The sequence below is a fragment of the Variovorax boronicumulans genome, from assembly GCF_029892485.1.
Taxonomy (GTDB): domain Bacteria; phylum Pseudomonadota; class Gammaproteobacteria; order Burkholderiales; family Burkholderiaceae_C; genus Variovorax; species Variovorax boronicumulans_B.
On record NZ_JARXVG010000002.1, the window covers coordinates 61,686 to 86,803 of the forward strand.

The following is a 25,118-nucleotide window of genomic DNA, read 5'->3' on the forward strand; positions in this document are numbered from 1 at the left end:
GAAAGGTGTCCGTGAAAATCCTGCTGTATTCGATGAACTTCATGCCCGAGCTCACGGGCATCGGCAAGTACTCCGGCGAGATGGCCGCATGGCTCGCCAGCCAGGGCCATGAGGTGCGCGTGATCGCGGCGCCGCCCTCCTTTCCGCAATGGAAGGTGTTCGAGGGGCACTCGGCCTGGGCCTACCGCAGGAGCGAAATCAACGGTTTCACCGTCTGGCGCGCGCCGACCTGGGTGCCCGCGCGGCCACGCACGCTCAGCCGCATGGCGCACCTGTTCTCGTTCATGCTGTCGAGCATGCCGCTGCTGCTGGCGCAGGCGCGCTGGAAGCCCGACCTCGTCTTCGTGGTGGAGCCGCCGCTGTTCTGCGCACCCGCGGTGCTGTTCTTCTCGAAGATGCTGGGCATCAAGTCGTGGCTGCACATCCAGGACTACGAGGTCGACGCGGCCTTCGGCCTGGGCTGGGTGCGCGGCGCGGGCGTGCGGCGCTTCGCGCTGTCGCTGGAGCGGTGGCTGCTCGCCCGGTTCAGCCGCGTCTCGACCATCTCCGGCGCCATGGCCGAGAAGGCCAGGGGCAAGGGCATCGAGGAGGCCCGGCTCGTGCTGTTTCCGAACTGGGTGGACGTCTCGGCGATCCGCCCGGGCGCACCCTCCTCGGAGGGTGCGTCGCCCGAAAGCGCCGGCGGCCACGGCTACAGGGCCGAACTCGGCATTCCGGCCGATGCGGTGGTCGTGCTCTATGCGGGCAGCCTGGGTTCCAAGCAGGGCATCGAGCTGCTGGGCGAGGCCGCGCAGCTGCTGGCGCATGCGCGCAGCATCCATTTCGTGATCTGCGGCAACGGGCCGAGCCGCGGCCCGCTGATGTCGGCCTGCATCCGCCTGAAGAACGTGCACTTCCTGGACCTGCAGCCGGCCGAGCGGCTCAACGAGCTGCTGGGCATGGCCGACATCCATGTATTGCCGCAGCGCGCCGATGCCGCCGACCTGGTGATGCCTTCCAAGCTCGCCGGCATGCTCGCGAGCGGCAAGGCCGTGATCGTGACCGCGAACCCCGGCACCGAACTCAGCCGCGTGATGGCGGGCTGCGGCCTCGTGGTGCCACCCGGCGATGCGGCCGTGCTCGCCGATGCCATCGAGCAGCTCGCGCTCTCGCCCTCGGTGCGCGAGGCGCTGGGCGCGGCGGGCCGGGCGTTCGCCGTGTCGGAGCTGGACCAGCACGCGATCCTCTCGCGCTTCGAGCAGGAGATGCTCCGCTGCGTCGCCGGCACGGAAGCCGCCCCCTGCAGCCCCTCTTTCGGAGTCAAGGGATGAACCATCCCAAGATCCTGGTGACCGGCGGCGCGGGGTTCATCGGAAGCCACGTCTGCGTGTCGCTGATCGAAGCCGGCTTGCGGCCGGTGGTGCTGGACACGCTGATCAACAGCGACCCGCGCTCGCTGCAGCGGGTGGCGAACATCACCGGCGTGGAGCCGCCGCTGGTGCGCGGCGACGTGCGCGACGCGGTGGCGCTGGACCGCGCGTTCGCCGAGCACGGGGTCGACGCGGTGATGCACCTCGCGGGGCTGAAGGCGGTCGGCCATTCGGTGAGCGACCCGATCGGCTACTACGACGTGAACGTGGCGGGCACCCTCGCGCTGATCCGCGCCATGGAGCGTGCAGGGGTGCGCACGCTGATCTTCTCGTCCTCGGCCACGGTCTACGGCGACAACCAGCACTCGCCCATCCGGGAAAGCGCCAGGTATGCGGCCGTCAATCCGTACGGGCGGACCAAGGTGATGGTGGAGCGCATGGTCGCGGACCTCGCCCGGGCCGACAAGCGCTGGGCCATCGCATGCCTGCGCTTCTTCAACCCCATCGGCGCGCACGAGAGCGGCCTGCTCGGGGAGCACCCGCACGGCCCGCCCGACAACCTGCTGCCCTACGTCGCGCAGGTCGCGGTGGGTGCGCGCGCGCACCTCGTGGTGCACGGCGACGACTACGAGACGCCCGACGGCACCGGCGTGCGCGACTACGTGCATGTGATGGACGTGGCCGAGGGCCATGTGGCGGCGCTGCGGCATTCCGCGCGCCACCGGGGCCTGCTGACGGTCAACCTGGGCACCGGCCGGGGCGCATCGGTGCTGGAAGTGATCGCGGCCTTCGAGCGGGCCTCGGGCCGGGAGATCCCGGTGTACATCGGGCCACGCCGCCCCGGCGATGCCGCCGCCTACTGGGCGGATGTGCAGCATGCCCGCGACCGCCTCGGCTGGCGCGCCCGCCGCAACCTGGACCAGATGTGCGCGGACTGCTGGCGCTGGCAACTCGCGAATCCGCGTGGGTTCGACGAACCGGAACCTGCCTCCGCCGTGCTCGCGGCCCTTTCAAAACCGGTCGGAGCCGCCGAATGAAAGCGCGAAAGAAGAGAAACCAGCAGCTCCGAATGGCCATATTGCCGTCGGAGTACGCCAAAAGACGAACGAAATAAAGCCTTATTCCTTACAAAAGAAACCCAATTGTTATCTAAGGTTGCTAAAAATGCCGACCCGACACAATTCAAACCGAGGGCATGCCAATGCTTGACAAGTCGCTTCAATTTTCCGTCGAGCGGCCCTCCGCCGCAATGGGCGAGCGCCGGGCGGGCCACGCCGCCGGCGTCTGCATGCCGGCGGCAATGCCATGGCCCGACTTCCTCACCGGGCAGGAAGCAGCGCCGGTGCGCGTGCTGCTGGTCGACGACGATGAATTCGTGCGCCGGGTGATCGCCCAGGAATTGCTGTCGGACATGCGCATCCAGCTCGAGGGCCAGGCGGACAGCATCCGCGAAGGACGCAAGCTCCTGGCTGCGCACGAGTTCGACGTGCTGATGGTCGACCTGCGCCTGAGCGACGGCATGGGCTTCGAGTTGATCGACGAAGCGCGCAGGCACCACAGCAACGGCGAGATCATCGTGATCTCGGCGCTCGAAGACGACTCGCATGTGCTGCGCGCCTTCGAGCTGGGCGCCACGGGCTACCTGCTCAAGAACGCATGGCTGCAGAGCTTTGCCGAAGCCGTGCTGCACGTGGTGAACGGCGGCGCCGCCATCACCCCCCGGCTGGCGCGGCGGCTGCTGCACCGCATGAACCACAACCCTCATCACACTTATAAGGATGGGGCCGTCGGCGACCCTTTGCCGCCGCGGATGCCCTCGCGCGACGCAACGCTGACGCCGCGCGAGAGCGAGATCCTGCGCTTCGTGGCGTGCGGCTACGTCTCGGCCGAGATCGGCACCAGGCTCGGCATCACGGGCCAGACGGTCAACGTGCACATCAAGAGCATCTACAAGAAGCTGCACGTGCATTCGCGTGCACAGGCCGTGAACTTTGCGGTTCACACCGGCCTGATCTGAGCGGCTCAAGGCCGCGCCGTCAGAACGAACAGGAAATCCGCCGATGCCATCCCGTGTCCATGACCCCATCCTGCTGGCCACGCTCGCAGAACGACAGCGGATCGCGCGCGACCTGCACGACGGTGTTGCCACCCGCCTGATCATGCTGCTGGCCAGCCTTCCCGTGCACAGCCCCCTGAACGCCGACATCGTGCGCGGCCTGCAGGAGTGCCTGCTCGAATTGCAGATGACCGTGGACGGACTCGGTGCCGAGCGCATGTCGCTGGCCGAAATGCTCGGCAACCTGCGCTACCGCTTCGAGCCGGCCTTCCGGCGCAGCGGCATGAAGTTCCAGTGGGAGGTGTCCGACCTTGCGCTCGAAGCGCGGGACGACTCCCGCATCCACCGCGAACTCTGCAAGATCGCGCAGGAGGCCCTGGCCAATGCGCTGCGCCACTCCGGCGCCAGCAGCGTGCAGGTGCGGCTCGCGCCCGGCCGGGGCAACACCCTGCTGACGCTGGAGGTGAGCGACAACGGCCGCGGGCTTCCCGATTCCGGCGGCGGCGCAGCGCCGCGCACCGGGGGCCAGGGCCTGCGCAGCATGCGCGCGCGCGCCGAATCCATCGGCGCCAGCATCAGCATCTCGAACCTCTCGCCCCGCGGCCTGCGCGTGCGCGTGACCCTGCCGCTGACCGGCGACCCGACGGGGCCCGACGCCGTCCTGGCGGCGTAGCCCCCGCAAGCCCGCTTCACATCCACTCCACAAAGGCTGGTCGACATGAACGCTTCCACCATTCATCCCGTGCTTCTGTGCGGCGGCAGCGGCACGCGCCTGTGGCCGCTCTCGCGCAAGGCCCTGCCCAAGCAGTTCGCACCGCTGATCGGCAACAAGAGCCTGCTGCAGCTCACGCTCGAACGGCTCACCGGATTGAACCGGAACGTGACCTGCGTGACGTCGGAAGACCATCGCTTCCTGGTGCGCGAAGCGATGGACAACGCAGAGGTGCAGGGCCGGCAGATCCTGGAGCCGGTGCCCCGCAACACCGCCGCCGCCATGGCCGCGGCCGCCCTGCTGGCAGATCCCGACGACCTGCTGCTGTTCGCGCCCTCCGACCACCACATCCCCGATGCCGCGCTGTTCGCGGCCACGGTGCGCGCCGGCGTCGAGGCGGCGCTGGCGGGCCGGATCGTCACCTTCGGCGTGGCGCCCAGTTTTCCGAGCACGGCCTACGGGTACATCGAGGCGGCCGGGGCGACCGGCCATGGCGCGAGCCGCGTGGTGGCGCGCTTCGTGGAAAAGCCGACGGCGGCGGTGGCCGAATCGCTGATCCTGCATGGCGGCTACTGCTGGAACGCCGGCATCTTCCTGGTGCAGGCCCGCACGCTGGTCGCCGCGCTGCGCACGCATGCGCCGGACATCCTCGCCACCTGCGAACGCGCGGCGGCCGCGGTCTCGGTCGACGGCAGCTTCCTGCGCCTGGACCGCGAAGCCTTCGAAGGCTGCCGCAGCGAAAGCATCGACTACGCGGTGCTCGAAAAACATGCCGACGTCGCGGTCGTGCGCTTCGAGGGCACCTGGAGCGACGTGGGCAGCTGGAACGCGGTGGCCCTGCTGCACCCGGCCGACGATGCAGGCAACCGCCTGACCGGCATGGCGAGCGCCCTTCATTCGCGCAACACCTTCGTGCATGCGCCGCACCGGCCGGTGGTGGCGCTGGGCACCGAGGACCTGATCATCGTGGACACGCCCGACGCCGTGCTGGTGGCGGGCGCGGGCTGCGCCGAGCAGGTGGCCGAGGTGGTGCGCATGCTCGCGCGAGAAGGCAAGGCCGTGGCCACCGAACACCGCCGCGTCGTACGGCCCTGGGGCGCGTACGACAGTCTGGACACGGGCGAGCGCTTCCAGGTCAAGCGCCTGACCGTCAAGCCCGGCGGCAAGCTGTCGCTGCAGATGCATCACCACCGCGCCGAGCACTGGATCGTCGTCAAGGGCATGGCCAAGGCCACGCGCGGCGGCGAAGTCGTGCTGGTGCGCGAGAACGAGTCGATCTACCTGCCCTCGGGCACCATCCACCGGCTGGAGAACCCGGGCAAGACGATGCTGGAGGTGATCGAGGTGCAGACGGGGGGGTATCTGGGCGAGGACGACATCGTGCGGTTTGACGATACGTATGGGCGGTGTGCGGCGGTCGAGGTGCGGGGTGAGGTCGAGCTTGCATTCCCGCAGCCGGCTTTTCAATCGACGGCAGCGCTCGCCGTCGGCGCGGCGGCCTGACCGCAGCGCGCGCAACGCCCGGCTACCGCGGGGCCGCGAGGAATCGGCCGCTCAATCCGCAGCGAGGCTGCTTGTACAAAGCCTGAAGCAGGCCGAGATTGGCTGCATCCTCGAAGACCACGGCATCTCGGCGGAACGAGCTGCTGTCGTAGGGCGAATAGCTGTTGATGGGATTGTCGATGGCCGGGCGCACCGGCAGGACATAGGTGCGCACCCTTCCGTCGAAGCTGTATCGCTCGTTGACGCGGGGCCGCTGCATCAGCGCCGAATCCGCTGCCAAAGTGTTGGCAAGATGGCGCCTGACGCTTTCCGCGTTGACGCCGTAGGCTCCCACACTCTCTACAACAACACTCTCCGGTCCGATGCGGGCAGCCCATTTCTCGATGACGACACTCTCGTTTGTCGCCTGGCTGACGACCTCGGTAGCGCTCACCGAAGTCACGGTGAAGAGAGCGCTCGCGCAAAGGGCGAGTGCCGTGAGGCCAAAAGGAAAATCCAAACTCATCGAGAACTCCTTCGCCTGGGCGGCATTTTTCGAAGTCGAGGTTTATACCCGAGCGGGTCAGCCTGCCCGATGAATGCATCGATCGGGCAAAGGCAGCAGCAATTCATTGATAGACAACTCTGATCGCGCCCGAGGCCGGCGTTCCTGAATATCCGGTTCTGGCTGAGCTCTGCCGTGCGCAGCAACTTTTCAGCCAATGGCGTCTCGGGAGCATAAAATCGCCGCTCGCTAGGGGTGCTGGCCTGTTCGCGCAGGCCGGCTGAGAAAGTCCCTTTGAACCTGACTGAGGTAATCCTCGCGCAGGGAAGCTGGTCCGGCGGCCCGTCGCGTTGTCTCGCGTGACGGCCGTGCCGCTGGAGCCTCGCCCACCTGCCAAACCTTTTGCACTGGAGCAAACGGATGGCACACGACAACAAAGACGAATCCTCTTCCGGCAACGAGGCGCTGACGCCCTTGCCCGCGTCCCGCCGCGTGTTCGGCTGGCACGACCACGCCTCGCTGTGGTTCAGCCTGGGCGTCGGACTGCTGGTGATGCAGATCGGCGCGTACCTGGTGCCGGCCGTGGGCACGCGCGATGCGGCGCTGGCCATTGCGCTGGGCTCGGTCATCGGCGCCGGCCTTCTGGCCTGGACCGCGCGGCTGGGCTGTGAAACCGGCCTCGCAAGCGCCGGCCTCATGCACGCCACCTACGGCAGCGCCTTCGCGCGGCTGCCGGTGCTGCTCAACATCGTGCAGCTGGTGGGCTGGACCACCTTCGAGCTGGTGATCATGCGGGAAGGCACACAGGCCATCGGCCAAGTCGCTTTCGGCGCATCGCTGGGCAGCTTCTGGGGCGGCGTGCTGACCACGCTGCTCTGGGGCGCGGTGCTGCTGGCGCTGCTCGCGGGGTCGATGGTCAAGCTGGTGCGGCGATTCGTGAGCCGCTTCGGGCTGCCGCTGGTGGTGATCTCGCTGCTCTGGCTGACCTGGCAGTTCGCGACGCGCCTTCAAGCCAAGGGCCTGGACGCCTTCTGGGCACGCCCCGGCGACGGCAGCATGGGCATGTTCGGCGCGCTCGACCTCGTGATCGCGATGCCGGTGTCGTGGCTGCCACTGGTGGCCGACTACGCGCGCCATGGCAAGCGCAGCGCGGGTGGATTGGGCAGCGCGTTCAGCGGCACGTGGATCGGCTACGCGCTCGCGAACATCTGGTGCTATGCGCTCGGCGTGATGGTGGTGAGCGTGGCCGAGCCGGGCACGGGCCTGGTCACTGCGCTGCTGCTCGCGCAGGGCGGGCTGGTGGCGCTGGGCCTGATCCTCATCGACGAGCTCGACAACGCGTATGGCGATGTCTATTCGGGTTCTGTCTCCACGCACAGCCTGCTGCCGCGCTGGAGCGTGAAGAGCTGGGGCCTGCTGCTGGCCGCGCTGTGCATCGCGCTCGCGCTGGTGCTGCCAATGCACACGCTGGAGCCCTTCCTGCTGCTGTTGAGTTCGGTGTTCGTGCCGCTCTACGGCGTGATCCTCGGTCGGCTCGGCAGCGGCCAGGCAGCCATGCCCACCAGCACGCGCCAGATCGACTGGGCTGCGGCGCTGATCTGGATCGCAGGCATCGCCGCGTATCACGCGCTCGCCAAATGGGCGCCGCAGTTCGGCTCGGCGCTGCCGACGCTGGCGGCGACCTTCGTGCTGGCGTGGATCAGCCGGCCGTCGCGGGCAGCCGGTGCATCGGCACTGGCGCAAAGCCGTGGTTGAGCGGACCGTGGCCCGAACCGACCTGCACGTCCGCACCGGCGGCCATTGCGCCGAGGATGTAGGCGCGCGCTCGTTCGACGGCCTCGGGCAACGTCAGCCCCAACGCCAGGTGCGCAGCAATCGCGGACGACAGCGTGCAGCCGGTGCCATGCAGGTTGCGGCTCGCGATGCGCTGCGAAGCCAGGCGCTTGCGCGTGCCGCCCGCCTGCAGCAGCACGTCGACCACTTCGTTGCCTGGCAGGTGGCCGCCCTTGAGCAGCACTGCCTTGGCACCGAGCGCCAGCAGCTCGTCGGCCGCGCCATCGAGCGCGTCGATGCCGTCGATGGCGTGCCCGATCAGCAAGGCCGCTTCATCGAGATTGGGCGTGACCACCACGGCGCGCGGGAACAGTTCGCGCACCAGCACCTGCACGGTTTCCGAGGCGATCAGGCGATCGCCGCTTGTGGCGACCATCACCGGATCGAGCACCACGTTTGGCAGCCGGTAGTGGTCGATGGCCCATGCGACGACTTCGACCACTTCGGGCGCATGCAGCATGCCGAGCTTGACGGCGTCGACGCCGATGTCTTCCACCACCGCCTGGATCTGCGCCTTGAGAAAAGCCGGCGGCACACCATGGATGCCCGAGACGCCGAGCGTGTTCTGCGCGGTGAGCGCGGTGATGGCCGTCATGCCGTAACAGCCGAGGGCCGCGAAGGTCTTGAGATCGGCCTGGATGCCGGCACCGCCGCCGCTGTCGGAGCCTGCGATGGAGAGCACGCGTGCGTAACGCAGGGGCTGGGGCGGGGACGCTTGCGACGCGGGAGAAGGTGCTTGGGTCATGCGGAAAATTATCGGCGAGGTGCGCCAGGTCTCGCGCCATGGCTGCTTTGCTCCCTCTCCCCTCGGGGAGAGGGTCGGGGTGAGGGCATGGGCCTTTGCAAGCACGCGGCCTTTGCTATCGCCGCTGGCCCTCACCCCAGCCCTCTCCCCATGGGGAGAGGGGGCAACAACCGCAGAGCAAGACCATGAGCGTGCCCTTTCAATCGGCCGCGATCATCGGTGCCGGCCTCATGGGCCGCCTGATGGCGGTCACGCTCGCACAGGCAGGTTGCAAGGTCGCGCTGTACGAAGCCGGCAGCCCCGAAGCCGAAGGCGCGGCGGCCCGCGTTGCGGCGGCAATGCTCGCACCGTTGGCCGAATCGGCGGTGGCGCCGGTGTCGGTCGTGCGCATGGGGCACTACGGGTTGTCGCGCTGGCCCGAACTGCTCGCGCCACTGGCAAAGCCCGTGTTCTTCCAGCGCGAAGGCACGCTGGTGCTGTGGCACCGGCAGGACGCCGCCGAGGCCGCGCGGCTCGAACGCGTGCTCGCCCACACCGGCACGCAGGTGCCCGAGCTGGCGCCGATGCAGACGCTGGCCGGCGCCGACATCGCCGCGCTGGAGCCGTCGCTCGGCCAGCGCTTTGCCAAGGGCCTGTTCCTTCCGGGTGAAGGCCAGCTCGACAACCGCGCGCTGCTCGCCTCGCTGCTCGCGACGCTGCAGGCCAGCGCCAACGTCACGCTGCACTGGCAATCGCCGCATGTGCCTGAGGACTTCTCTCCCGGCGCCCCCGGCCAGCCCGACTGGGTGATCGACTGCCGCGGCCTCGGCGCCCGTCCGCAATGGCGCGCATTGCGCGGCGTGCGCGGCGAGGTGATCCGCGTGCATGCGCCCGAGGTCGCGCTGCAGCGGCCGACGCGGCTGGTGCATCCGCGCTATCCGCTCTACATCGCGCCGAAGCCCGACCACCTGTTCGTGATCGGTGCGACCGAGATCGAATCCGATGACATGTCGCCCGCCAGCGTGCGCTCCACGCTGGAACTGCTGAGCGCGGCCTATGCGGTGCACAGCGGTTTTGCCGAAGCGCGCATCGTCGAGATCGCCACGCAGTGCCGCCCCACGCTGCCAGACAACCTGCCCGCCATCCGCCAGCCACAGGCGCGCGTGCTGCAGATCAACGGGCTCTACCGGCACGGATTCATGATCGCACCGGCGCTGCTCGATACGGCAATGGAGCTGCTCGTGCACGGGCGCTCGGCACTCGCGCAGGGCTTCGGCATGGCCACCACCACATCCGACGACGCATGACGATGAACATCCTGATCAACGACAAGCCCTACACGCTGCCCGACGGCGCCGCACTCACCGACGCGCTCGCCGCGCTGGAAGCCGTGCCGCCCTTCGCGGTGGCGGTGAACCGCGAATTCGTGCCGCGCTCGGCCTACGCCGCGCGCACGCTGCAGCCCGACGACCGCATCGAAGTGATCCGCCCAGTGACGGGCGGCTGAACAACAAAGATGGAGACCACACCCATGACCACCCCGAACGACCCGCTGGTTCTCTACGGAGAAACCTTCCAGAGCCGCCTGCTGCTCGGCACCGCGCGCTACCCCTCGCCCGACCTGCTCGAAGCGGCCGTGAAGCGCGCGAAGCCCGCGATGCTCACCGCATCGCTGCGCCGCCAGACCGCGAACCAGGGCTCGGGCGGCAACGACACGAGCAACGGCTTCTGGGCGCTGCTTCGCAAGCTGGCGGTGCCCGTGCTGCCCAACACGGCCGGCTGCCACAGCGTGCAGGAGGTGATCGCCACCGCACAGATGGCGCGCGAGCTGTTCGACACGCCCTGGATCAAGCTGGAACTCATCGGCGACGACTACACGCTGCAGCCCGACACGCTGAACCTCGTCGATGCCGCCTCGCAGCTGATCCGCGACGGCTTCAAGGTGCTGCCCTACTGCACCGAAGACTTGGTGGTGTGCCAGCGGCTGGTCGACGTGGGCTGCCAGGCCGTCATGCCGTGGGCCGCACCCATCGGCAGCGGGCGCGGGCCGGTGAATCCGTATGCGCTGCAGCTGCTGCGCGAGCGGCTCGAGGTGCCGATGCTGGTCGATGCGGGCCTCGGCCTGCCATCGCACGCCTGCCAGGTGATGGAGTGGGGTTACGACGGCGTGCTGCTCAATACCGCCGTGGCGCTCGCGCAGGACCCGGTCGCGATGGCCGGTGCCTTTGCCGATGCGGTGCAGGCCGGCCGCACCGCGCATCGCGCCGGCGCCATGGCCGCGCAAGACGCCGCGCAACCCAGCACACCGGTGCTGGGCACGCCCTTCTGGCATCACACGGCATGAGCACGATGACTGACGCACGCTCCATCGCCCACGCCATCGTCGCGGCCCACGGGTTGCGATTCGGCGCCATCACCGCATCGCCGGTGGGGGCCACGCCTTTCTCTTCGGACGAGGCGGTCTACCGCGGTGCCAAGCAGGCCTGCGCGGCGCTCGGCTTCATCGAGATCGATGCCGAATGCCTCGCCCTCGCCTGGCATGCGCAGACCGAACGCATCGGCCACTTCGATGCCGCGCAATGGCCCGACACCCCCGCCGACTTCGGCATGCGGCCGTTTCCGCCCGCATCGCGCGACGACGCCTTTCCGGCCTGCCCTGAGCGGCTCGGCCTCTATGCAGTGCTGCCCGATGCGCGATGGGTCGGCCGCATGGCGCGCGCCGGCGTGCCGACGGTGCAGCTCCGCTTCAAGTCGGAGGATGCAGATGCCATCGCGCGCGAAGTGCAGGCGGCCGTCGAAGCCGTGCAAGGCACCGGCGCCCTGCTCTTCATCAACGACCACTGGCAAGCCGCCATCGCCGCGGGCGCCTATGGCATTCATCTTGGCCAGGAAGACCTCGACGCCTTGACGCCGGACGAGCTGCAGCAACTGCGCGCCTCCGGCCTGCGGCTGGGCGTCAGCACCCATGGCTATGCCGAGATGGTGCGCGCCGATGCGGTGAGTCCGAGCTACATCGCGATGGGCGCGGTCTACCCGACCACGCTCAAGAAGATGGCGACCGCGCCGCAAGGCGTGGCCCGGCTCGCGGCCTATGCGCGCCTCTTGCGCGGCTATCCCCAGGTGGGCATCGGCGGCATCGACGCCGTGCGCCTGCCCGAGGTGCTGGCCACAGGCGTCGGCTCCGTCGCCGTGGTGCGCGCACTGGTCACAGCCAATGATCCCGAGGCCACGGCCGCGCAATGGATGGAGGCCCTGGGCGCCGCCACCACCGCAACCACCGGCAACTGAACCCAATGAACCGACCACCACGCTCCTCGAATTCTTCCGCCTGGCCGCTCTCGCCGGTTTCGTGCGCGATCGCCGCCGCGCTTCTGGCCACTGCCTGCGGTGCGCACGCGCAACAGGCCGCACTGCCCGAAGTCACCGTCAACGAAGGCGCGGCCGCGTCGCAGGCCGACGTCAGCGGCTTCGGCGATGTGCCCCTGCGCGAGCTGCCGCTCTCGGCCACCGTGATCGACAGCAAACAGCTGAATGCCAGCGGCGCGCGCCGGCTCGCCGACCTCACGCAGTTCGATTCTTCGGTGACCGATGCCTACAACGCCGCCGGCTACTGGGACTACCTGACCGTGCGCGGCTTCGTGCTCGACAACCGCTTCAACTACCGGCGCGAAGGCCTGCCGATCAGCGCCGAGACATCGATCCCGCTGGACAACAAGGAGCGCGTCGAGATCCTGCGCGGCACCAGCGGCATCCAGGCCGGCACCAGTGCGCCGGGCGGGCTCGTCAACTATGTCGTCAAGCGCCCTACCGAGCAGGACCTGCGCACGGTGCGCGTCGAGACCACCAGCCGCGGCAGCGTGCTCGGCGCGCTCGACCTGGGCGGCCGCTTCGGCGAGAACCGCCAGTTCGGCTACCGGCTCAACGTGGCGAGCGAAAACCTGAAGCCGCTCACGCACAACCTGGACGGCAACCGCAACATGTTCTCGCTCGCGGCCGACTGGCGCATCACGCGCGACTCGGTGCTGGAGTTCGAGGTCGAGCAAAGCCGCAAGACGCAGCCGAGCCAGAACGGCTACAGCCTGCTCGGCAGCGTGCTGCCCGCGCCGGTCGATCCGCGCATCAACCTGAACAACCAGCCGTGGTCGCAGCCCTCGGTGTTCAAGGCGCTCACGGGCACGGTGCGCTTCAGCCAGGCGCTGAACGCCGACTGGCGCTGGAGCGCGCAGATCGGCCAGCAACGCCTGAAGACCGACGACCGCCTGGCCTACGCCTTCGGCTGTGGCGCCGAGGGCAACTACGACCGCTACTGCTCCGACGGCACCTTCGACGTCTACGATTTTCGCAGCGAGAACGAGCGCCGCACGCAGACCGCGGGCAGCCTGAACCTGAAGGGCAACGTGATGACCGGCAGCGTGCGCCACGAGCTGGGCTTTGGCCTCTTGCAAAGCCGCGTGCGCAACCGCTTCCAGGACCAGGCCTACAACTACGTCGGCACAGGCAACATCTGGGCGACCGCCGTGGTGCCGGCCGACCCGACGCTCACCGACGTCAACACGAACCGCGACGAGCGCTCGACCGAACTGTCGGTGCAGGACGCGATCCGCTGGAACGACCGCTTCACGACATGGGTCGGCGTACGCCACACGCGACTGGACCGCAGCAGCGTTCGCACCGACGGCTCGCGTCCCACCGGCTACAAGGACGGCATCACTACGCCGTGGATCGCGGCCAGCTACGCCATCCAGCCCGGGCTGCTCGCGTACGCGAGCTGGGGCAAGGGCGTCGAATCGCAGGTCGTGCCGAACAAGAGCTCGCAGTACAGCAACGCCGGCGAGGCGCTGCCCGCGCTGAGTTCGCGCCAATGGGAGCTGGGCATCAAGGGCGACGACGACGCGTTCAACTGGCAGCTTGCGTGGTTCGACATCTCGCGGCCCATGACCAACCTCGATGCGTGCAACCGGCTGGGCACCACGCCGTGCGAAGCGAAGTACGACGGCCGCGCCGTGCACCGAGGCCTCGAAGCCGGCGCGCAGTGGATTCAAGGCCCCTGGCGCATCGGCGGCAGCATGACGCTGATGGATGCCAAGCGCCGCGGCAGCATCGCCGAACCCGCGAGCAACGGAAAGTGGCCGACCAACGTGCCCAAGCAGGTGGTGCGCGCGCAGGCGGCGTACCGCGTGGCATCGGTGCCGGGCCTCGAAGTGGCAGGCCAGTTGTCGCACGAGGGGCGGCGCAACGTCCTGGCCGACGGCTCGATCACGCTGCCCTCGTGGACGCGCGTCGATGCGGTGCTGCGCTACGACACGAAGATGCGCGGCGTGAACGCGAGCTGGACGCTGGCCATCGACAACCTGTTCGACCGCCGCTACTGGAAGGAATCGCCCTATCAGTTCGGCCATGTTTATCTGTTCCCCGGCGCGCCTCGCACGCTGCGTCTGGGCCTGAGCGTCGCGCTGTGAAGATGCGCGAGCGAAACTTTTTTGCGCAAAAGTTTCGGAGGCTTGAGAAGGCCAAAAAAACCACGCTATAATTTGAGGCTTGTTCCTCGATAGCTCAGTTGGTAGAGCGCCGGACTGTTAATCCGTAGGTCCCTGGTTCGAGCCCAGGTCGAGGAGCCACTATAAGCCGCAAGGCAACTGGATGCCCCGCTACTCAAAAGGTAGCGGGGCATTTTCATTTCCGGTGCCTTGTTTTCGACGGCAGCCGCACGGCCTCGAAGTTGCTGCGTCATCGACAGGCCAGCGGATTCCAATACAGTCCCGACCATGCATTTCAAGCCGCAAGCCCAACCCGGACTTCCCGACTTCCCCTTCCCCCGCCCGCTCGTCCCGCATCGGATAGCACTGGCACTCGCCTCCGGCGCACTGAGCATCCTGCTCATCGGCTGCGCCACCAAGCCGGCGCCCGCACCCGCGCCGCCGAAGAAAGCAGCCAGCACCAAGCCGTCCGCGGCCGCACGCAACGAGTCTTCGCGCCCGGCACCGGAGCGCCGCCCGCGAAGCAGCGAACCGTCGCCGGCCACGCCGTCCGCGCCGGTGGCCAGGGCGGAGCGGAATTTCCTGCGCCCGTCGAAAGGCACCGTCATCCAGCGCTTCGACGGCCGCAACAGCAAGGGCATCGACTTCGCAGGATCGGAAGGCGATCCCGTCATTGCCGCGCGCGACGGCAAGGTGGTCTATTCGGCCGTGGGTCCGCGTGGCTACGGGCAACTCGTGATGATCAAGCACGACGCAGTCTTCGTGACCGCCTATGCGCACAACAGCAAGCTGCTGGTGAAGGAGGGGCAGTCCGTGAAGCGGGGACAGGTGATTGCCCACATGGGCCGCACCGAAGCCGATCGCGTCAAGCTGCACTTCGAGCTGCGCAGGAACGGCAATGCGGTCGACCCCGTTCCGTACCTCATGGCCGACTGAGGCCCTGCCGGCTTATCGGCAAGGCACGTGAGGCCATTGCTTGACGGGCCTGCCCGCCTCCCTACACTCGATCGAATGGTTCCCTCACCCGCGTTCGGCCCACATCCTGCATGCGCAGCCCTGCCTTCGGCAGCGCGCGGCCGTCGCAGGAATGAAGTTGCGGCGAGCCCGGTGGTGTTCCGACGCACCTGCGCACTTTCCTGAGCCCGGTGGTCCGCTACTTTCCTTGATGCGCAAACCATAGACCGCCGGGCACCGCACCCGCGCGTTCGATTGGAGTGCTTCATTCATGCTTGCAACGATTCACGGAGAGCGCACGCTCACCGAACTCGACTTCGTCCGTCTTCAGAAATTGACGGGCAGTCACCCGCCCCCGGCACTCGCCGATCTTCTCGACATCGCGGACGTTCTTCCGTCGCGCGATGTGCCCGCGGACATCGTCACGATGTACGCGCAGACGGAAATCGAAGACCTGTGCACCCGGCATCGACAGACGCTGGTGGTCTGCTATCCGGGCGATGCGGAGCCTAGCGCCGGCTTCATCTCGGTGCTGTCGCCCGTCGGCATCGGCCTGCTCGGCCTGAAGGCGGGTGCCACGGCGCGTTGGCACACGCCGGGCGGCGAAGAGAACAATGCGCGCGTGGTCGCGGTGCGCTTCCAGCCCGAAGCCAGCGGCGACTACACGACCTGAAGGTCAGTGCTGCAGGACGCTGGTGCGGCTCTTCGCGTTGTCGATGGTCGCGCTGACGGAATTGGTGTTGACGGCCAGGGCCACCAGGATGGAGCCGACGAAAGACGGATCGGAAGCGCCGCTGAAGTTCGACGCGCCGGCAATGGCCAGCGCCTGCGCGACCTGCTGGCGGGTCAGTTCCGCAGCTGCTTCGCCAACGACATTCTTCTTGGTGGTTGCCATCTGAAACTCCTCGTGTTGAAGGCCCGACTGTAACGTCCGCGCCCGGCCCCGCAAGGCCATCTCCCTGCGCGTGCCGGGGCGCCTTGCCGACGCCCGCGGGCAGACACGCCCTCGCGTGATAATCCCGCCCGCTTCGCCGCGCACCCACGACGCATGCGCCATGACTTTCGGCACTGGCATGCCGGCGCTCCGGGTCTTATCGTCGCGCGTTCGCTGGCGGCGCGATGCATCGGGGGAGGTCATACAGGCCATGCGGTCCACTTCGGTATCCGATGGGTGGCGCCTCCCACTGGGGCGCCCTCTTCATTTTTTACCTGTTGATCCGGACATGGCTTTTTCCAAACTTTCTCTCGCAAGCGCGCTTGCCGGCGCGCTGGTTCTCTCCGGCTGCGCGACCACCGACATGCAGATGGGCAGCCAGTCGGCCAAGACCGTGGCCACCGGCAGCGCCGCCGGCTCGGCCACCTCCGGTGAAAGCAGCGCGCTCGAGCGTTGCGACTCGCCACTGGGCACCGTCTCCCTCATCGAGAACGTCAATGCCGGCTGGTACACCATCCTCACCGGCGAATACAAGCTCCCGCCCACCGCCAACCTGCTGCGCCTCCTGGTACAGCAATCGAACTGCTTCGTGGTGGTCGAGCGCGGCGCGGCCGGCATGAACGCAATGACGCGCGAGCGCGCCCTCATGCAGTCGGGCGAAATGCGCGGCGGCAGCAACTTCGGCCGCGGCCAGATGGTCGCTTCCGACTACGGCCTGTCGCCCGAGATCGTGTTCAGCAACAGCGATGCCGGCGGCCTCGGCGGCGCGCTCGGCGGCCTGGTGGGTGGCGGCCGCGGCCGCGCCATCGCCAACATCGGCGCCAGCCTGCAGACCAAGGAAGCCAGCGCGTTGCTGACCCTCATCGACAACCGCTCGGGCGTGCAGGTCGCTGCTTCCGAAGGCAGCGCGTCGAAGACCGACTTCGCGGGCTTTGCCGGCCTGGGCGGCCTCTCGGCCGCGGGCGGCGTGGGTGGCTACACCCGCACGCCGCAAGGCAAGGTGATTGCCGCCGCCTTTATGGACGCCTTCAACCAGATGGTCCGGTCGCTGCGCAACTACAAGGCGCAGACGGTGCGCGGCCAGGGTCTTGGCGGTGGCGGCCGGCTCGGCGTGGACGGCGGCGCGGCGCCCTCGCAAACCTCGGCGCCGGCCGCCCGCAACCGCCGCAAGCAATAAGCGCACAGGCCGCTCAGCCGGCTTCTTCGATCGCCTCCGTCAGGAAGCGCACGAACGCCTTTCCCGCCTCGGGCAACGACCGGCCGGCCAGCGTCTCGACCTCGAGGTAGCGCTCGTTCATCTCCCTGTCCTTCAGGGGAATCGCGACCAGCGCCCGGGTCTTGAGCAGCGTGCGGATCGACAGCGCTCCATAGAAGGCGATGCTGCCGCCGCCCGCTGCCGCAAAGCTCACCAGCGCATTCGCATGGTTGCTGGACATGGCCTGCACATACTGCAGCCCCTGCCGGCCGCAGCCGATGTCGAGCAGTTGCCGGATCGAGCTGCCCTCCAGCGGCAGGCCCAGCGGATAGCCCACCACCTGGCGCAACGACAACTGCCGCTGCGCCGCCAGCGGATGGCCCTCGGCCATCACCGCCAGGATGGGGCTGGGATGCCGCAACTCGACCTGGATGCCGGGCTCGGGCAGCGCGCTCAGCGTCATGCCGATATCCGCTTCACCGTCGCGTATGCGGCGCGGAATCTCGGTCGGCGTGCTGACCTCCAGGTGAAAGCGGATGCCTTCGTACTTCTCGCGAAAGCGCGAGATCAGCGTCGGCAGGAAGTCGAAGGCGAAACCCTCGGTGCTCACCACCCGCACATAGCCGCTGCGCAGGCCGCGCAGGCCGGCGATGTCGCTCGCCACCCGTTCGATGTCCTGCTGCGTCCGCTTGGCATGCGCGGCCAGCAGTTCACCGGCGGCGTTGGGCACCATGCCGCGCGCATGGCGGTCGAACAGCAGCGTGTCGAGTTCGCGCTCCAGGCGCGCGACCTGCCGGCTCACGGCCGAGGGCGCCACGTTGAGCCTGAGCGCCGCCTCCTTCACCGAGCCGCTTTTCACGACCTCGAGAAAGTACCGGACCGCCGTCTCCTGCAGTGAGTGAAGTCGCATGGGTATCTCCGGGTCGCACCGCGACCGATGGGCCGCGTCGATTGCCGATTTGGCAACGCACAATTCTAAACATTGCGCTTGTGGCAGCCCAAGCCGGCTCCTACGATGGGATTTCACAGGAGCCCATTCATGAAAAGCCTTCCCGCACTGGCCGGCATCGCGCTGGCCTCCTGCCTCGGTCTTGCCTCGCTGGCCGCCACAGCGGCCGAGCCCGGCTTCCCGTCGCGGCCGGTCACCCTCGTGATCCCGTTTCCACCGGGGGGCGCGACGGACGTGAATGGCCGGATCCTCGGCCAGCGGCTGAGCAAGGAACTGGGCCAGCCCGTGGTCATAGAGAACCGCGCCGGAGCGGGAACGATCATCGGTGCGAGCTATGTTTCCAAGGCGGCACCGGACGGCTACACGCTGCTCGTGAGCTCGGGCACCACCTTCACCGTGAACCCCGCCATCCGCCCCAACCTGCCGTACGACCCGGTCAAGGGCTTCGAGCCCATCGGCATTGCCGGGCGGCTCGCACTCATCCTCCTGGCCAACAGCGAGGTGCCGGTGAAGACCGTCAAGCAGTTCGTGGACTACGTGAAGGCATCGCCGGGCAAGTATTCCTACGCCTCCTACGGCACCGGCACCACCTCGCATTTCGCCGGCGAGACCATCCTGCATGCGGCCGGCCTGAAGATGACGCACGTGCCCTACAAGGGCAGCGCACCGGCCATGACGGACCTCATGGGCGGGCAGGTCGCGTTCAGCGTCGACACGGTGAGCGCCGCCATCCCGCAACTCAAGAGCGGCAAGATCCGGGCCATTGCGGTGACGACGGCCAAGCGGTCCAGCCTCCTGCCCGATGTCCCCAGCCTGGCCGAGAGCGGCTATCCCGACATCGACATGGACTCCTGGCTGATCCTCGCGGCGCCGAAAGGCCTGCCGCCGGAAGCGAAAACCCGCCTCGGGAAAGCGCTGGCCGCAACGATGACCGATCCGGACACTCGGGCCAAGCTGAGCGCCCAGGGGCTGGAGCCGGTCTACAGCAATGCCGCTGCGGCCAGCGAGCTGATCAACCGGGAACTGCCTGTGATGCGGGCCGTCGCCGCCCGCGCGAACATCACCGCCGACTGATCCATCGACCATTGCAATGTCCACACCCACCGAACTCGTCGAACACTCCGCGGTCGAACTGCGCCGCCTGATCGGCAGCAAGGCGATCTCGCCGGTCGAACTGCTCGAGGCCTGCATCGCGCGCATCGCGCAGGTGAACCCCTTCGTCAACGCGGTGACCGCGACCTGCTTCGACCGCGCGCGGACCGAAGCCGCGGCCGCGGAAAAAGCCGTGATGCAGGGAGAGCCGCTGGGACTGCTGCACGGCCTCCCGCTGGGCGTGAAGGACCTGGAGCCGACCGAAGGCCTGCTCACCACCTGGGGTTCGCCGATCTACCGCGACCACGTGCCGCAGGAAGACATCGAACTCGTCGCCCGTCTTCGCAAGGCCGGCGCCATCGTGGCCGGCAAGACCAACGTGCCCGAGATGGGCGCGGGCGCCAACTCGCGCAACGAGGTCTGGGGCGCCACCGGCAACCCCTTCAATCCGAACCTGAACGCGGGCGGCTCCTCGGGCGGATCGGCCGCGGCCCTCGCGTGCGACATGCTGCCCGTGTGCACCGGCTCCGACACCGGCGGATCGCTGCGCATTCCAGCGGCCAAGTGCGGCGTGGTGGGCTTCCGGCCCTCGCCGGGCATCGTGCCGAGCGTGCGAAAGCCGCTGGGCTGGACGCCGATCTCGGTGGTCGGTCCGATGGGCCGCACGGTGGAAGACGCCTGCCTGCAGCTCGCGGCATCGGCCGGCATGAGCGCCGGCGATCCGCTGAGCTATCCGCTGGACCCGCTCTCCTTTCTCAAGCCGCTGGATGTCGATCTCAGCCGGCTTCGCATTGCATGGACCGAAGACTTCGGCACCTGCGCGGTGAACGACAGCATCCGCGCCACCATGCGCCGCAAGATCGCTCCGATGCGGCACCTGTTCCAGCGCTGCGACGAAGTGAGCTTCGACCTGGGCGATGCACACCGCTGCTTCGATGTGCTGCGCGCCGAGGCGTTCGTGGCCGGCATGCACGCCGCCTACGAGCGCGACCCGGACAGCCTGGGCCCGAACCCGCGCGCGAACTACGAGATGGGCGCGCGCATGAGCCTGCTGGACAGCGCCTGGGCGCAGGCCGAGCAGACGCGCCTCATCAAGCGCTTCCAGTCCACCTTCGCCGACTACGACCTGGTGCTCTCGCCGACCACGCCGGTGTCGCCCTTCCCATGGACCCAGCCCTACGCCGACATCATCAACGGCGAGAAACAGGCCAACTACTACCGCTGGCTCGCGCTGACCTATGTGGTCACGCTGACCACGCATCCGGCGATCTCGCTGCCCTGCGGCGTCGATCACGCGGGCATGCCGTTCGGCCTGCAGGTCGTGGGCGGCTTCCGGGCCGACCACCAGGTGCTGGGCGCGGCGCATGCCATGGAAATGGCGTTCGCCCGCGACGTGCAGCTGCGCCGCCCGCGGCCCGACCTGTCTTTGCTGCGCCCGGCCGAACCTTCGCTCACCTCGATCGTCCGGACGCCACCGGTGCTGTCCGGCGGCGCGCGCGAAGCAGCCATCGTCGCGGCCGTCTGACACCATCGGCGGAACGGCCACAATCGACCTCCCTCTGGAGGTGAACACGATGGATGGTCTGGAAGAAACAGCGGACGCGGCGAAGGGCAAGCTCATCTACCCCTTTGCGGAGTTGCCGCCACGCGGCAAGTCGATCGAGGTCGCCACGGGCGTGCACTGGATCCGCATGCCGCTGCCCTATTCGCTCGACCACATCAACCTGTGGGCGCTGGACGACGGCGCCGGCTGGGCCGTGGTGGACACCGGCGTGCGCACTGAGGAAACGGTCGCCGTCTGGCGCGAGCTCTTCGCCAATTCGCCGGACACGCGCGGCCTCACCCGCGTCTTCGTGACGCACATGCACCCCGACCACGTCGGCATGGCCGGCTGGCTCACTCGCAAGTTCGGCGTGCGGCTGTGGATGACCCGCTCCGAATACCTCATGTGCCGCGTGATGGTGTCCGACACCGGACGCGAAGCACCCGACGACGCCATCGCCTTCTACCGGCGCGCCGGCTGGAGCGATGCCGCCATCGAGACCTATCGCACGCGCTTCGGCAATTTCGGCAAGCACATCCATCCGCTGCCCGACAGCTTCCGGCGGCTTCGCGACGGCGAGGTGCTGCGCATCGGCGCGCACGACTGGCGCATCGTCACCGGCAACGGCCATTCGCCCGAGCATGCGTGCCTGTACTGCCCCGACCTGAAGGTGCTGATCTCGGGCGACCAGATCCTGCCGCGCATCTCGTCGAACGTTTCGGTGTCGCCCATCGAACCCGACGCCGATCCGATGGCCGACTGGCTCGCGTCGCTGGCCAAGCTCAAACGCGAAGTGCCCGACGACGTGCTGGTGCTGCCCTCGCACAACGAGTGCTTCCGCGGCCTGCATGCGCGCATCGACCGGTTGCAGACGGGCCAGGAGCGCTCGCTCGACCGGTTGCGCAACACCTTGAAGACGCCCAGGCGCGCGGTCGATGTGTTCGCGAGCCTGTTCGCGCGCAGCATCGCCGAGTCCGACGTGCAGCTGCTGGGCATGGCGACGGGTGAGAGCCTCGCCTGCCTCAACTACCTGTTGCACCGCGGCGAAGTCGTCTGCGACATCGCCGACGACGGCATCGGCTGGTATCGGCTCGCCGGCTAACCGCCGAACCAGTCCCGCGCTGAGCGCCCCTGGTCGGGGCCCAGCATCGAGAACCCGCCGTCGACCGGAATGTCTGCGCCGGTCACGAAACGCGCCGCGTCCGAGCACAGGAACAGCACCACCTGCGCCACGTCGTCGCCGTCGCCCGCACGGCCCAGCGGATGCATCGGCGCGGCCATGCGGTCCGCATGCGCACGGTCGCCGCCCGACATGCGCGAGAGCGCATCCGACCAGGTCCAGCCCGGCGACACCGAGTTCACACGCACGCGCCTGTGCGCCAGGCTTGCGGCCTGGTTGCGCGTCAGCTGAAGGATGGCCGCCTTGGCCGCCGGATAGAGCGCCCGATTCGCCGTGCCGAACTTGCCGCCGACACTGCCCATGTTCACGACCGCCCCGCCCTGCGCCGCCAGGGCATCGGCGGTCTTTTGCACCAGCAGCGCACCGGAGACCAGGTTGACGTCGAGCGCATGCAGCCATTCGCCGCGCGAAGCTTCCAGTCCGTTGTCGCCGTACACCACCGCGTTGTTGATGAGGAAGTCGATGCGCCTCTCGCTGGCGAGCGCATCGGCCACCAGCGCATCGAGTGCCGCATCGGAGGCGATGTCGCACGCAATGAAGCGGCAGCGCGAACCCAGCTCGACGGCCAACGCCTCGCCGCGTGCGGCATCGATGTCCACCGCCAGCACCTGCACACCGGCTTTCACGAAAGCACGGACGATGGCGCTGCCGAGCATGGCCGCCGCGCCGGTGACGATGGCGACTTTTCCTTCGAAGTTCATGGCATGGCCTTCATTTGTGCGACCGCTTCCTCGACGCTCATCACGTCCGCGAGCATCGCCAATGTTCCCAGGCTCGCCGCATGCAGATGCGCCAGCGCAGTGTTGCAGGCATCGGCGACGACCGCCACCTCGTAACCCAGGTCGCTCGCGTGGCGCGCGCCATGCTCGACCACGTGGTTGGTCGCAATGCCAGCCACATAGAGCCGCGATGCCCCGGTGCTGCGCACCACATCTTCGAGCCCGCTGGCCCAGAACGGGTTGTTGCGCTTGTGGGTGACGATGGCCTCGCCCGGCAGCGGCGCGAGTTCCTCATAGAACTCCGCGCCCCACTCCCCGTCGAGCACCGCACCCGTTTCGGCCACCCGCCGGAACAGCGTGCAGTTGCGCAGGCAATCGGCGTATCCGGGCGCGAAGGCGATGCGCACGAAGATCACCGGCACGCCGCTCGCCCGCGCACCGGCGATCAGGCGCGAGGCCGAGGCGATGAGCCGCGGGCGCGCCGGATCGTCGGCCGCCACGCCCACGCGCACCTTGCCATCGACATGCAGCACATCGTTCTGGTAATGCATGGCCAGGAGCGCGGCCTTCACATGAACACCTGCAGGGCTTCGTGCGGCGCGTCGCAGTTGACGAGCTCGACGCGCTTCATGTGGATGCGAAATTCGCCGCCCTCGCGCCGCAGCGTGTGCAACACACTGCCGCCGAAAGTGCGCTGCTCGGTCTTGCGCCATTCGAGGAGCAGGAAGGTCGAGCGCACGACACAGCCTTCTTCATCGCGTGATTCGAGCCCGATGTTGCCCACCACATGCACCGTGCGCGTGGGCGGCTGCTGCGAATAGGCGCGCGCCTGCTCGAGCCGCCGCGCCCGCATCGAGCGCAGCAAGGCGTCTTCGCAGAACAGCGAGGCGTGGTTGATGTGATCGGCCTGCCCGTGCACCAACGGCACCCAGTAGAGCCCCTCGGGCGTGAAGAGCCGCTGCCATTCGTCCCAGCGGTGCTCGTCCAGGAGGCGCGCCTCGTGGTGCAGGAACTGCGTGATCGCCTGCTGCTCGTGCCAGTCGTTGAAGTTCATTCGGCGCTCCCGGCCGGCGCGCCCATGTACGAGGCCCAGGCCGCGAACATGTTGCGCGATGGCATCTCGCTGTTGCCGTTGGAGGCCCGCCCGCCCGGCAGCGGCTGGTCGCGCCCGGCTGCGCGGTGCATGCTGACCCATTCGCCGCCGTCGGAGGCCAGCCCCTCCTGCACGCGGTTGTAGGCCTCCAGGTCGTCGGGCATCACGTTCGACGAGGGCGAGTTGACGATGTTGGTGTACTTCAAGGTGCGCTGGAAGGTCGCCTCGGGCGCGCCCTTCAGCCGGAAGCTGAAGATCTCCACCAGCGTGCGGTCCACTGACAAAGGCCGGATCACGCGGATCTGCTGGAACGAGGTGTGCGGCGAACAGCTCGGGTAGACGATGGTGTTGTGCCGGTTCACCCGCAGGATTTCGCCCGCGCGCTCGGCGCCCTGGCTGGCTTCGAGCGCCGCCACATAGGCCAGGCTCACCGGGTCGGTGGGCGGCACGAAGATGCCTTCCATGAAGCCGTGGCCGTTGTCGTAGCCCTTGAGCTCCAGGTTCTCCCAGAACTCCAGCGGCTCGCCGTTGCCGTCGACGATCACCACCTCGAAGGGCTTGGGCGTGCCCGAGGGCATGGCCTCGAACTCTTCCTTGGCCGCGCGCCACGACGACTCGTGCGTGGCCACCGCATGGATCGTGTCGTGCAGGTTCTCGAAAAAGATCTTCCAGTTGTTGCGCTGGATCACGCGCTGCACGCCGCCGGCCACTTCCACTTCGCCATCGGGGGCGCGGTCGCAGAAGTTGTCGAGCGATGTGGCCACGCCGCCGAGGAAGTCGGCGAGTTCGGGGCCGTCTTCCGAAAGGCTCGCGAACACAAAGCCGCGGTGGCTGGCCACGCGCGCCACCTTGCGCACCGAGTGCGACCCGCTCTTGAGGTCGAGCGCAGTGTCCTCGTAGCCGCTGCGCAGCGGCACCGACAGGAGGCTGCCATCGCACTTGAAGGTCCAGCCGTGGTAGAGGCACCGCAGGAACTTGCCGGCGCTGCCGCTGCCGTCGGGAACGATCTTGGCGCCCTTGTGCGGGCAGCGGTTGTACAGCACATTCACCGCGCCGTCGGTGTGGCGCACCATCACCACGGGCTCGCGGCCCAGGCGCGTGGTGAAGTAGTCGCCGACGTTGGGCACCTGGCTCTCGTGGCCCACGTACAGCCAGGCCTGGCCGAAGACGCGGTCCATCTCCAGCTCGAAGATGGCGGGGTCGGTGTAGACGCGCTTGTGCACGCGGTCGGGCTGCACGAGCCCCTTTATGTCGAGCGAGGGTGCAAAAGGTATGGGGGTGATGGGGATCACGGGATTCATCGGGTGGGTCTCCTGAAGCG

25 protein-coding genes, 1 tRNA gene and 1 riboswitch are annotated in these 25,118 nt (G+C 68.2%); of the genes, 18 read left to right on the forward strand and 8 right to left on the reverse strand.

Annotation, left to right across the window (positions count from 1 at the left end; all coding sequences use genetic code 11):
• Nucleotides 1–11 precede the first annotated feature (11 nt).
• From M2282_RS05425 to M2282_RS05445, 5 genes are all read left to right on the forward strand, one after another.
• Nucleotides 12–1,310 (forward strand): glycosyltransferase WbuB, encoded by a 1,299-nt coding sequence (locus tag M2282_RS05425; RefSeq protein ID WP_280807766.1) that lies wholly within the window; start codon nt 12–14, stop codon nt 1,308–1,310.
• Nucleotides 1,307–2,386, forward strand: a complete 1,080-nt coding sequence (gene galE / locus M2282_RS05430) for a UDP-glucose 4-epimerase GalE (protein WP_280807767.1) — start codon at nt 1,307–1,309, stop codon at nt 2,384–2,386. Before M2282_RS05425 ends, galE begins: the two co-directional genes overlap by 4 nt.
• A gap of 164 nt (nt 2,387–2,550) precedes the next feature.
• On the forward strand, nt 2,551–3,366 hold the full coding sequence (locus M2282_RS05435) for a response regulator (RefSeq protein WP_432422879.1): 816 nt from the start codon (nt 2,551–2,553) through the stop codon (nt 3,364–3,366).
• Between the two features lie 43 nt (nt 3,367–3,409).
• The gene (locus M2282_RS05440) at nt 3,410–4,078 is read left to right on the forward strand and encodes a sensor histidine kinase (protein ID WP_280807768.1); all 669 of its coding nucleotides are present in this window, start codon (nt 3,410–3,412) and stop codon (nt 4,076–4,078) included.
• 45 nt (nt 4,079–4,123) lie between these two features.
• Entirely contained in the window at nt 4,124–5,620 is a 1,497-nt protein-coding gene (locus M2282_RS05445; RefSeq protein WP_280807769.1) for a mannose-1-phosphate guanylyltransferase/mannose-6-phosphate isomerase, read from the forward strand.
• 22 nt (nt 5,621–5,642) lie between these two features.
• Here M2282_RS05445 and M2282_RS05450 read toward each other — a convergent pair whose 3' ends face one another.
• Nucleotides 5,643–6,125: a hypothetical protein gene (locus tag M2282_RS05450; protein WP_280807770.1), complete on the reverse strand. Its 483-nt coding sequence runs from the start codon at nt 6,123–6,125 to the stop codon at nt 5,643–5,645.
• A gap of 220 nt (nt 6,126–6,345) precedes the next feature.
• A riboswitch (TPP riboswitch) is annotated at nt 6,346–6,448 on the forward strand.
• Between the two features lie 76 nt (nt 6,449–6,524).
• Here M2282_RS05450 and M2282_RS05455 point away from each other — a divergent pair.
• Nucleotides 6,525–7,859: a purine-cytosine permease family protein gene (locus M2282_RS05455; RefSeq protein ID WP_280807771.1), complete on the forward strand. Its 1,335-nt coding sequence runs from the start codon at nt 6,525–6,527 to the stop codon at nt 7,857–7,859.
• On the opposite strand, the gene thiD is transcribed toward M2282_RS05455, so the two are convergent.
• Nucleotides 7,804–8,682, reverse strand: coding sequence for a bifunctional hydroxymethylpyrimidine kinase/phosphomethylpyrimidine kinase (thiD, locus tag M2282_RS05460; RefSeq protein WP_280807772.1), 879 nt, complete (start codon nt 8,680–8,682; stop codon nt 7,804–7,806). The two genes, M2282_RS05455 and thiD, sit on opposite strands and share 56 nt — an antisense overlap.
• Before the next feature lie 185 nt (nt 8,683–8,867).
• Between thiD and M2282_RS05465 the strand changes: the two genes are divergently transcribed.
• The 8 genes from M2282_RS05465 (at nt 8,868) to M2282_RS05500 (ending at nt 15,765) form a co-directional block, all read left to right on the forward strand.
• Entirely contained in the window at nt 8,868–9,968 is a 1,101-nt protein-coding gene (locus M2282_RS05465) for an FAD-dependent oxidoreductase (protein ID WP_280807773.1), read from the forward strand.
• On the forward strand, nt 9,965–10,168 hold the full coding sequence (thiS, locus tag M2282_RS05470) for a sulfur carrier protein ThiS (RefSeq protein WP_198784221.1): 204 nt from the start codon (nt 9,965–9,967) through the stop codon (nt 10,166–10,168). The genes M2282_RS05465 and thiS overlap by 4 nt, the downstream gene beginning before the upstream one ends.
• Before the next feature lie 24 nt (nt 10,169–10,192).
• A complete protein-coding gene (locus tag M2282_RS05475) occupies nt 10,193–11,005 on the forward strand; it encodes a thiazole synthase (protein ID WP_280807774.1) in 813 nt (270 codons plus the stop codon).
• Nucleotides 11,002–11,949 carry a thiamine phosphate synthase gene (locus tag M2282_RS05480; RefSeq protein ID WP_280807775.1) on the forward strand — a complete coding sequence of 316 codons (948 nt, stop codon included), beginning with the start codon at nt 11,002–11,004 and terminating at the stop codon, nt 11,947–11,949. Before M2282_RS05475 ends, M2282_RS05480 begins: the two co-directional genes overlap by 4 nt.
• Nucleotides 11,950–11,954: 5 nt before the next feature.
• Nucleotides 11,955–14,120 (forward strand): TonB-dependent siderophore receptor, encoded by a 2,166-nt coding sequence (locus M2282_RS05485; protein WP_280807776.1) that lies wholly within the window; start codon nt 11,955–11,957, stop codon nt 14,118–14,120.
• An 83-nt stretch (nt 14,121–14,203) separates the two neighbouring features.
• A tRNA-Asn gene (locus M2282_RS05490) sits at nt 14,204–14,279 on the forward strand.
• A 147-nt stretch (nt 14,280–14,426) separates the two neighbouring features.
• Nucleotides 14,427–15,074, forward strand: a complete 648-nt coding sequence (locus M2282_RS05495; RefSeq protein ID WP_280807777.1) for a murein hydrolase activator EnvC family protein — start codon at nt 14,427–14,429, stop codon at nt 15,072–15,074.
• 289 nt (nt 15,075–15,363) lie between these two features.
• Nucleotides 15,364–15,765: a GreA/GreB family elongation factor gene (locus M2282_RS05500; protein ID WP_280807778.1), complete on the forward strand. Its 402-nt coding sequence runs from the start codon at nt 15,364–15,366 to the stop codon at nt 15,763–15,765.
• A 3-nt stretch (nt 15,766–15,768) separates the two neighbouring features.
• On the opposite strand, the gene M2282_RS05505 is transcribed toward M2282_RS05500, so the two are convergent.
• Complete coding sequence (locus tag M2282_RS05505) at nt 15,769–15,987, reverse strand: hypothetical protein (protein WP_280807779.1); 219 nt, start codon at nt 15,985–15,987, stop codon at nt 15,769–15,771.
• 328 nt (nt 15,988–16,315) lie between these two features.
• On the opposite strand from M2282_RS05505, the gene M2282_RS05510 reads away from it, so the two are divergent.
• Complete coding sequence (locus tag M2282_RS05510; protein ID WP_280807780.1) at nt 16,316–17,203, forward strand: CsgG/HfaB family protein; 888 nt, start codon at nt 16,316–16,318, stop codon at nt 17,201–17,203.
• 13 nt (nt 17,204–17,216) lie between these two features.
• Here M2282_RS05510 and M2282_RS05515 read toward each other — a convergent pair whose 3' ends face one another.
• Nucleotides 17,217–18,131, reverse strand: a complete 915-nt coding sequence (locus M2282_RS05515; protein WP_280807781.1) for a LysR family transcriptional regulator — start codon at nt 18,129–18,131, stop codon at nt 17,217–17,219.
• 129 nt (nt 18,132–18,260) lie between these two features.
• On the opposite strand from M2282_RS05515, the gene M2282_RS05520 reads away from it, so the two are divergent.
• From M2282_RS05520 to M2282_RS05530, 3 genes are read left to right on the forward strand one after another with little or no spacing between them, the layout of a single operon-like run.
• Nucleotides 18,261–19,244 carry a Bug family tripartite tricarboxylate transporter substrate binding protein gene (locus M2282_RS05520; protein ID WP_280807782.1) on the forward strand — a complete coding sequence of 328 codons (984 nt, stop codon included), beginning with the start codon at nt 18,261–18,263 and terminating at the stop codon, nt 19,242–19,244.
• Nucleotides 19,245–19,260: 16 nt separating this feature from the next.
• Entirely contained in the window at nt 19,261–20,787 is a 1,527-nt protein-coding gene (locus M2282_RS05525; protein WP_280807783.1) for an amidase, read from the forward strand.
• Nucleotides 20,788–20,836: 49 nt separating this feature from the next.
• On the forward strand, nt 20,837–21,907 hold the full coding sequence (locus M2282_RS05530) for an MBL fold metallo-hydrolase (RefSeq protein WP_280807784.1): 1,071 nt from the start codon (nt 20,837–20,839) through the stop codon (nt 21,905–21,907).
• Here the strand turns inward: M2282_RS05530 and M2282_RS05535 are convergent.
• Genes M2282_RS05535 through M2282_RS05550 form a run of 4 tightly spaced genes read right to left on the reverse strand, consistent with a single transcriptional unit; the run spans nt 21,904 to nt 25,098 of the window.
• Complete coding sequence (locus M2282_RS05535; RefSeq protein WP_280807785.1) at nt 21,904–22,686, reverse strand: SDR family oxidoreductase; 783 nt, start codon at nt 22,684–22,686, stop codon at nt 21,904–21,906. The genes M2282_RS05530 and M2282_RS05535 overlap by 4 nt on opposite strands.
• On the reverse strand, nt 22,683–23,276 hold the full coding sequence (locus M2282_RS05540; protein WP_280807786.1) for a cysteine hydrolase family protein: 594 nt from the start codon (nt 23,274–23,276) through the stop codon (nt 22,683–22,685). The genes M2282_RS05535 and M2282_RS05540 overlap by 4 nt, the downstream gene beginning before the upstream one ends.
• Nucleotides 23,273–23,758, reverse strand: coding sequence for an aromatic-ring-hydroxylating dioxygenase subunit beta (locus tag M2282_RS05545; protein ID WP_280807787.1), 486 nt, complete (start codon nt 23,756–23,758; stop codon nt 23,273–23,275). Before M2282_RS05545 ends, M2282_RS05540 begins: the two co-directional genes overlap by 4 nt.
• On the reverse strand, nt 23,755–25,098 hold the full coding sequence (locus tag M2282_RS05550) for an aromatic ring-hydroxylating dioxygenase subunit alpha (RefSeq protein WP_280807788.1): 1,344 nt from the start codon (nt 25,096–25,098) through the stop codon (nt 23,755–23,757). The genes M2282_RS05545 and M2282_RS05550 overlap by 4 nt, the downstream gene beginning before the upstream one ends.
• Nucleotides 25,099–25,118: the final 20 nt, after the last annotated feature.

Bases quoted from the DNA above. Each gene is read 5' to 3' on its own strand.
- galE (WP_280807767.1), top strand. From the start codon at position 1,307: ATGAACCATCCCAAGATCCTGGTGACCGGCGGCGCGGGGTTCATCGGA.
- M2282_RS05435 (WP_432422879.1), top strand. From the start codon at position 2,551: ATGCTTGACAAGTCGCTTCAATTTTCCGTCGAGCGGCCCTCCGCCGCA.
- M2282_RS05440 (WP_280807768.1), top strand. From the start codon at position 3,410: ATGCCATCCCGTGTCCATGACCCCATCCTGCTGGCCACGCTCGCAGAA.
- M2282_RS05445 (WP_280807769.1), top strand. From the start codon at position 4,124: ATGAACGCTTCCACCATTCATCCCGTGCTTCTGTGCGGCGGCAGCGGC.
- M2282_RS05450 (WP_280807770.1), bottom strand. From the start codon at position 6,125: ATGAGTTTGGATTTTCCTTTTGGCCTCACGGCACTCGCCCTTTGCGCG.
- M2282_RS05455 (WP_280807771.1), top strand. From the start codon at position 6,525: ATGGCACACGACAACAAAGACGAATCCTCTTCCGGCAACGAGGCGCTG.
- thiD (WP_280807772.1), bottom strand. From the start codon at position 8,682: ATGACCCAAGCACCTTCTCCCGCGTCGCAAGCGTCCCCGCCCCAGCCC.
- M2282_RS05465 (WP_280807773.1), top strand. From the start codon at position 8,868: ATGAGCGTGCCCTTTCAATCGGCCGCGATCATCGGTGCCGGCCTCATG.
- thiS (WP_198784221.1), top strand. From the start codon at position 9,965: ATGACGATGAACATCCTGATCAACGACAAGCCCTACACGCTGCCCGAC.
- M2282_RS05475 (WP_280807774.1), top strand. From the start codon at position 10,193: ATGACCACCCCGAACGACCCGCTGGTTCTCTACGGAGAAACCTTCCAG.
- M2282_RS05480 (WP_280807775.1), top strand. From the start codon at position 11,002: ATGAGCACGATGACTGACGCACGCTCCATCGCCCACGCCATCGTCGCG.
- M2282_RS05485 (WP_280807776.1), top strand. From the start codon at position 11,955: ATGAACCGACCACCACGCTCCTCGAATTCTTCCGCCTGGCCGCTCTCG.
- M2282_RS05495 (WP_280807777.1), top strand. From the start codon at position 14,427: ATGCATTTCAAGCCGCAAGCCCAACCCGGACTTCCCGACTTCCCCTTC.
- M2282_RS05500 (WP_280807778.1), top strand. From the start codon at position 15,364: ATGCTTGCAACGATTCACGGAGAGCGCACGCTCACCGAACTCGACTTC.
- M2282_RS05505 (WP_280807779.1), bottom strand. From the start codon at position 15,987: ATGGCAACCACCAAGAAGAATGTCGTTGGCGAAGCAGCTGCGGAACTG.
- M2282_RS05510 (WP_280807780.1), top strand. From the start codon at position 16,316: ATGGCTTTTTCCAAACTTTCTCTCGCAAGCGCGCTTGCCGGCGCGCTG.
- M2282_RS05515 (WP_280807781.1), bottom strand. From the start codon at position 18,131: ATGCGACTTCACTCACTGCAGGAGACGGCGGTCCGGTACTTTCTCGAG.
- M2282_RS05520 (WP_280807782.1), top strand. From the start codon at position 18,261: ATGAAAAGCCTTCCCGCACTGGCCGGCATCGCGCTGGCCTCCTGCCTC.
- M2282_RS05525 (WP_280807783.1), top strand. From the start codon at position 19,261: ATGTCCACACCCACCGAACTCGTCGAACACTCCGCGGTCGAACTGCGC.
- M2282_RS05530 (WP_280807784.1), top strand. From the start codon at position 20,837: ATGGATGGTCTGGAAGAAACAGCGGACGCGGCGAAGGGCAAGCTCATC.
- M2282_RS05535 (WP_280807785.1), bottom strand. From the start codon at position 22,686: ATGAACTTCGAAGGAAAAGTCGCCATCGTCACCGGCGCGGCGGCCATG.
- M2282_RS05545 (WP_280807787.1), bottom strand. From the start codon at position 23,758: ATGAACTTCAACGACTGGCACGAGCAGCAGGCGATCACGCAGTTCCTG.
- M2282_RS05550 (WP_280807788.1), bottom strand. From the start codon at position 25,098: ATGAATCCCGTGATCCCCATCACCCCCATACCTTTTGCACCCTCGCTC.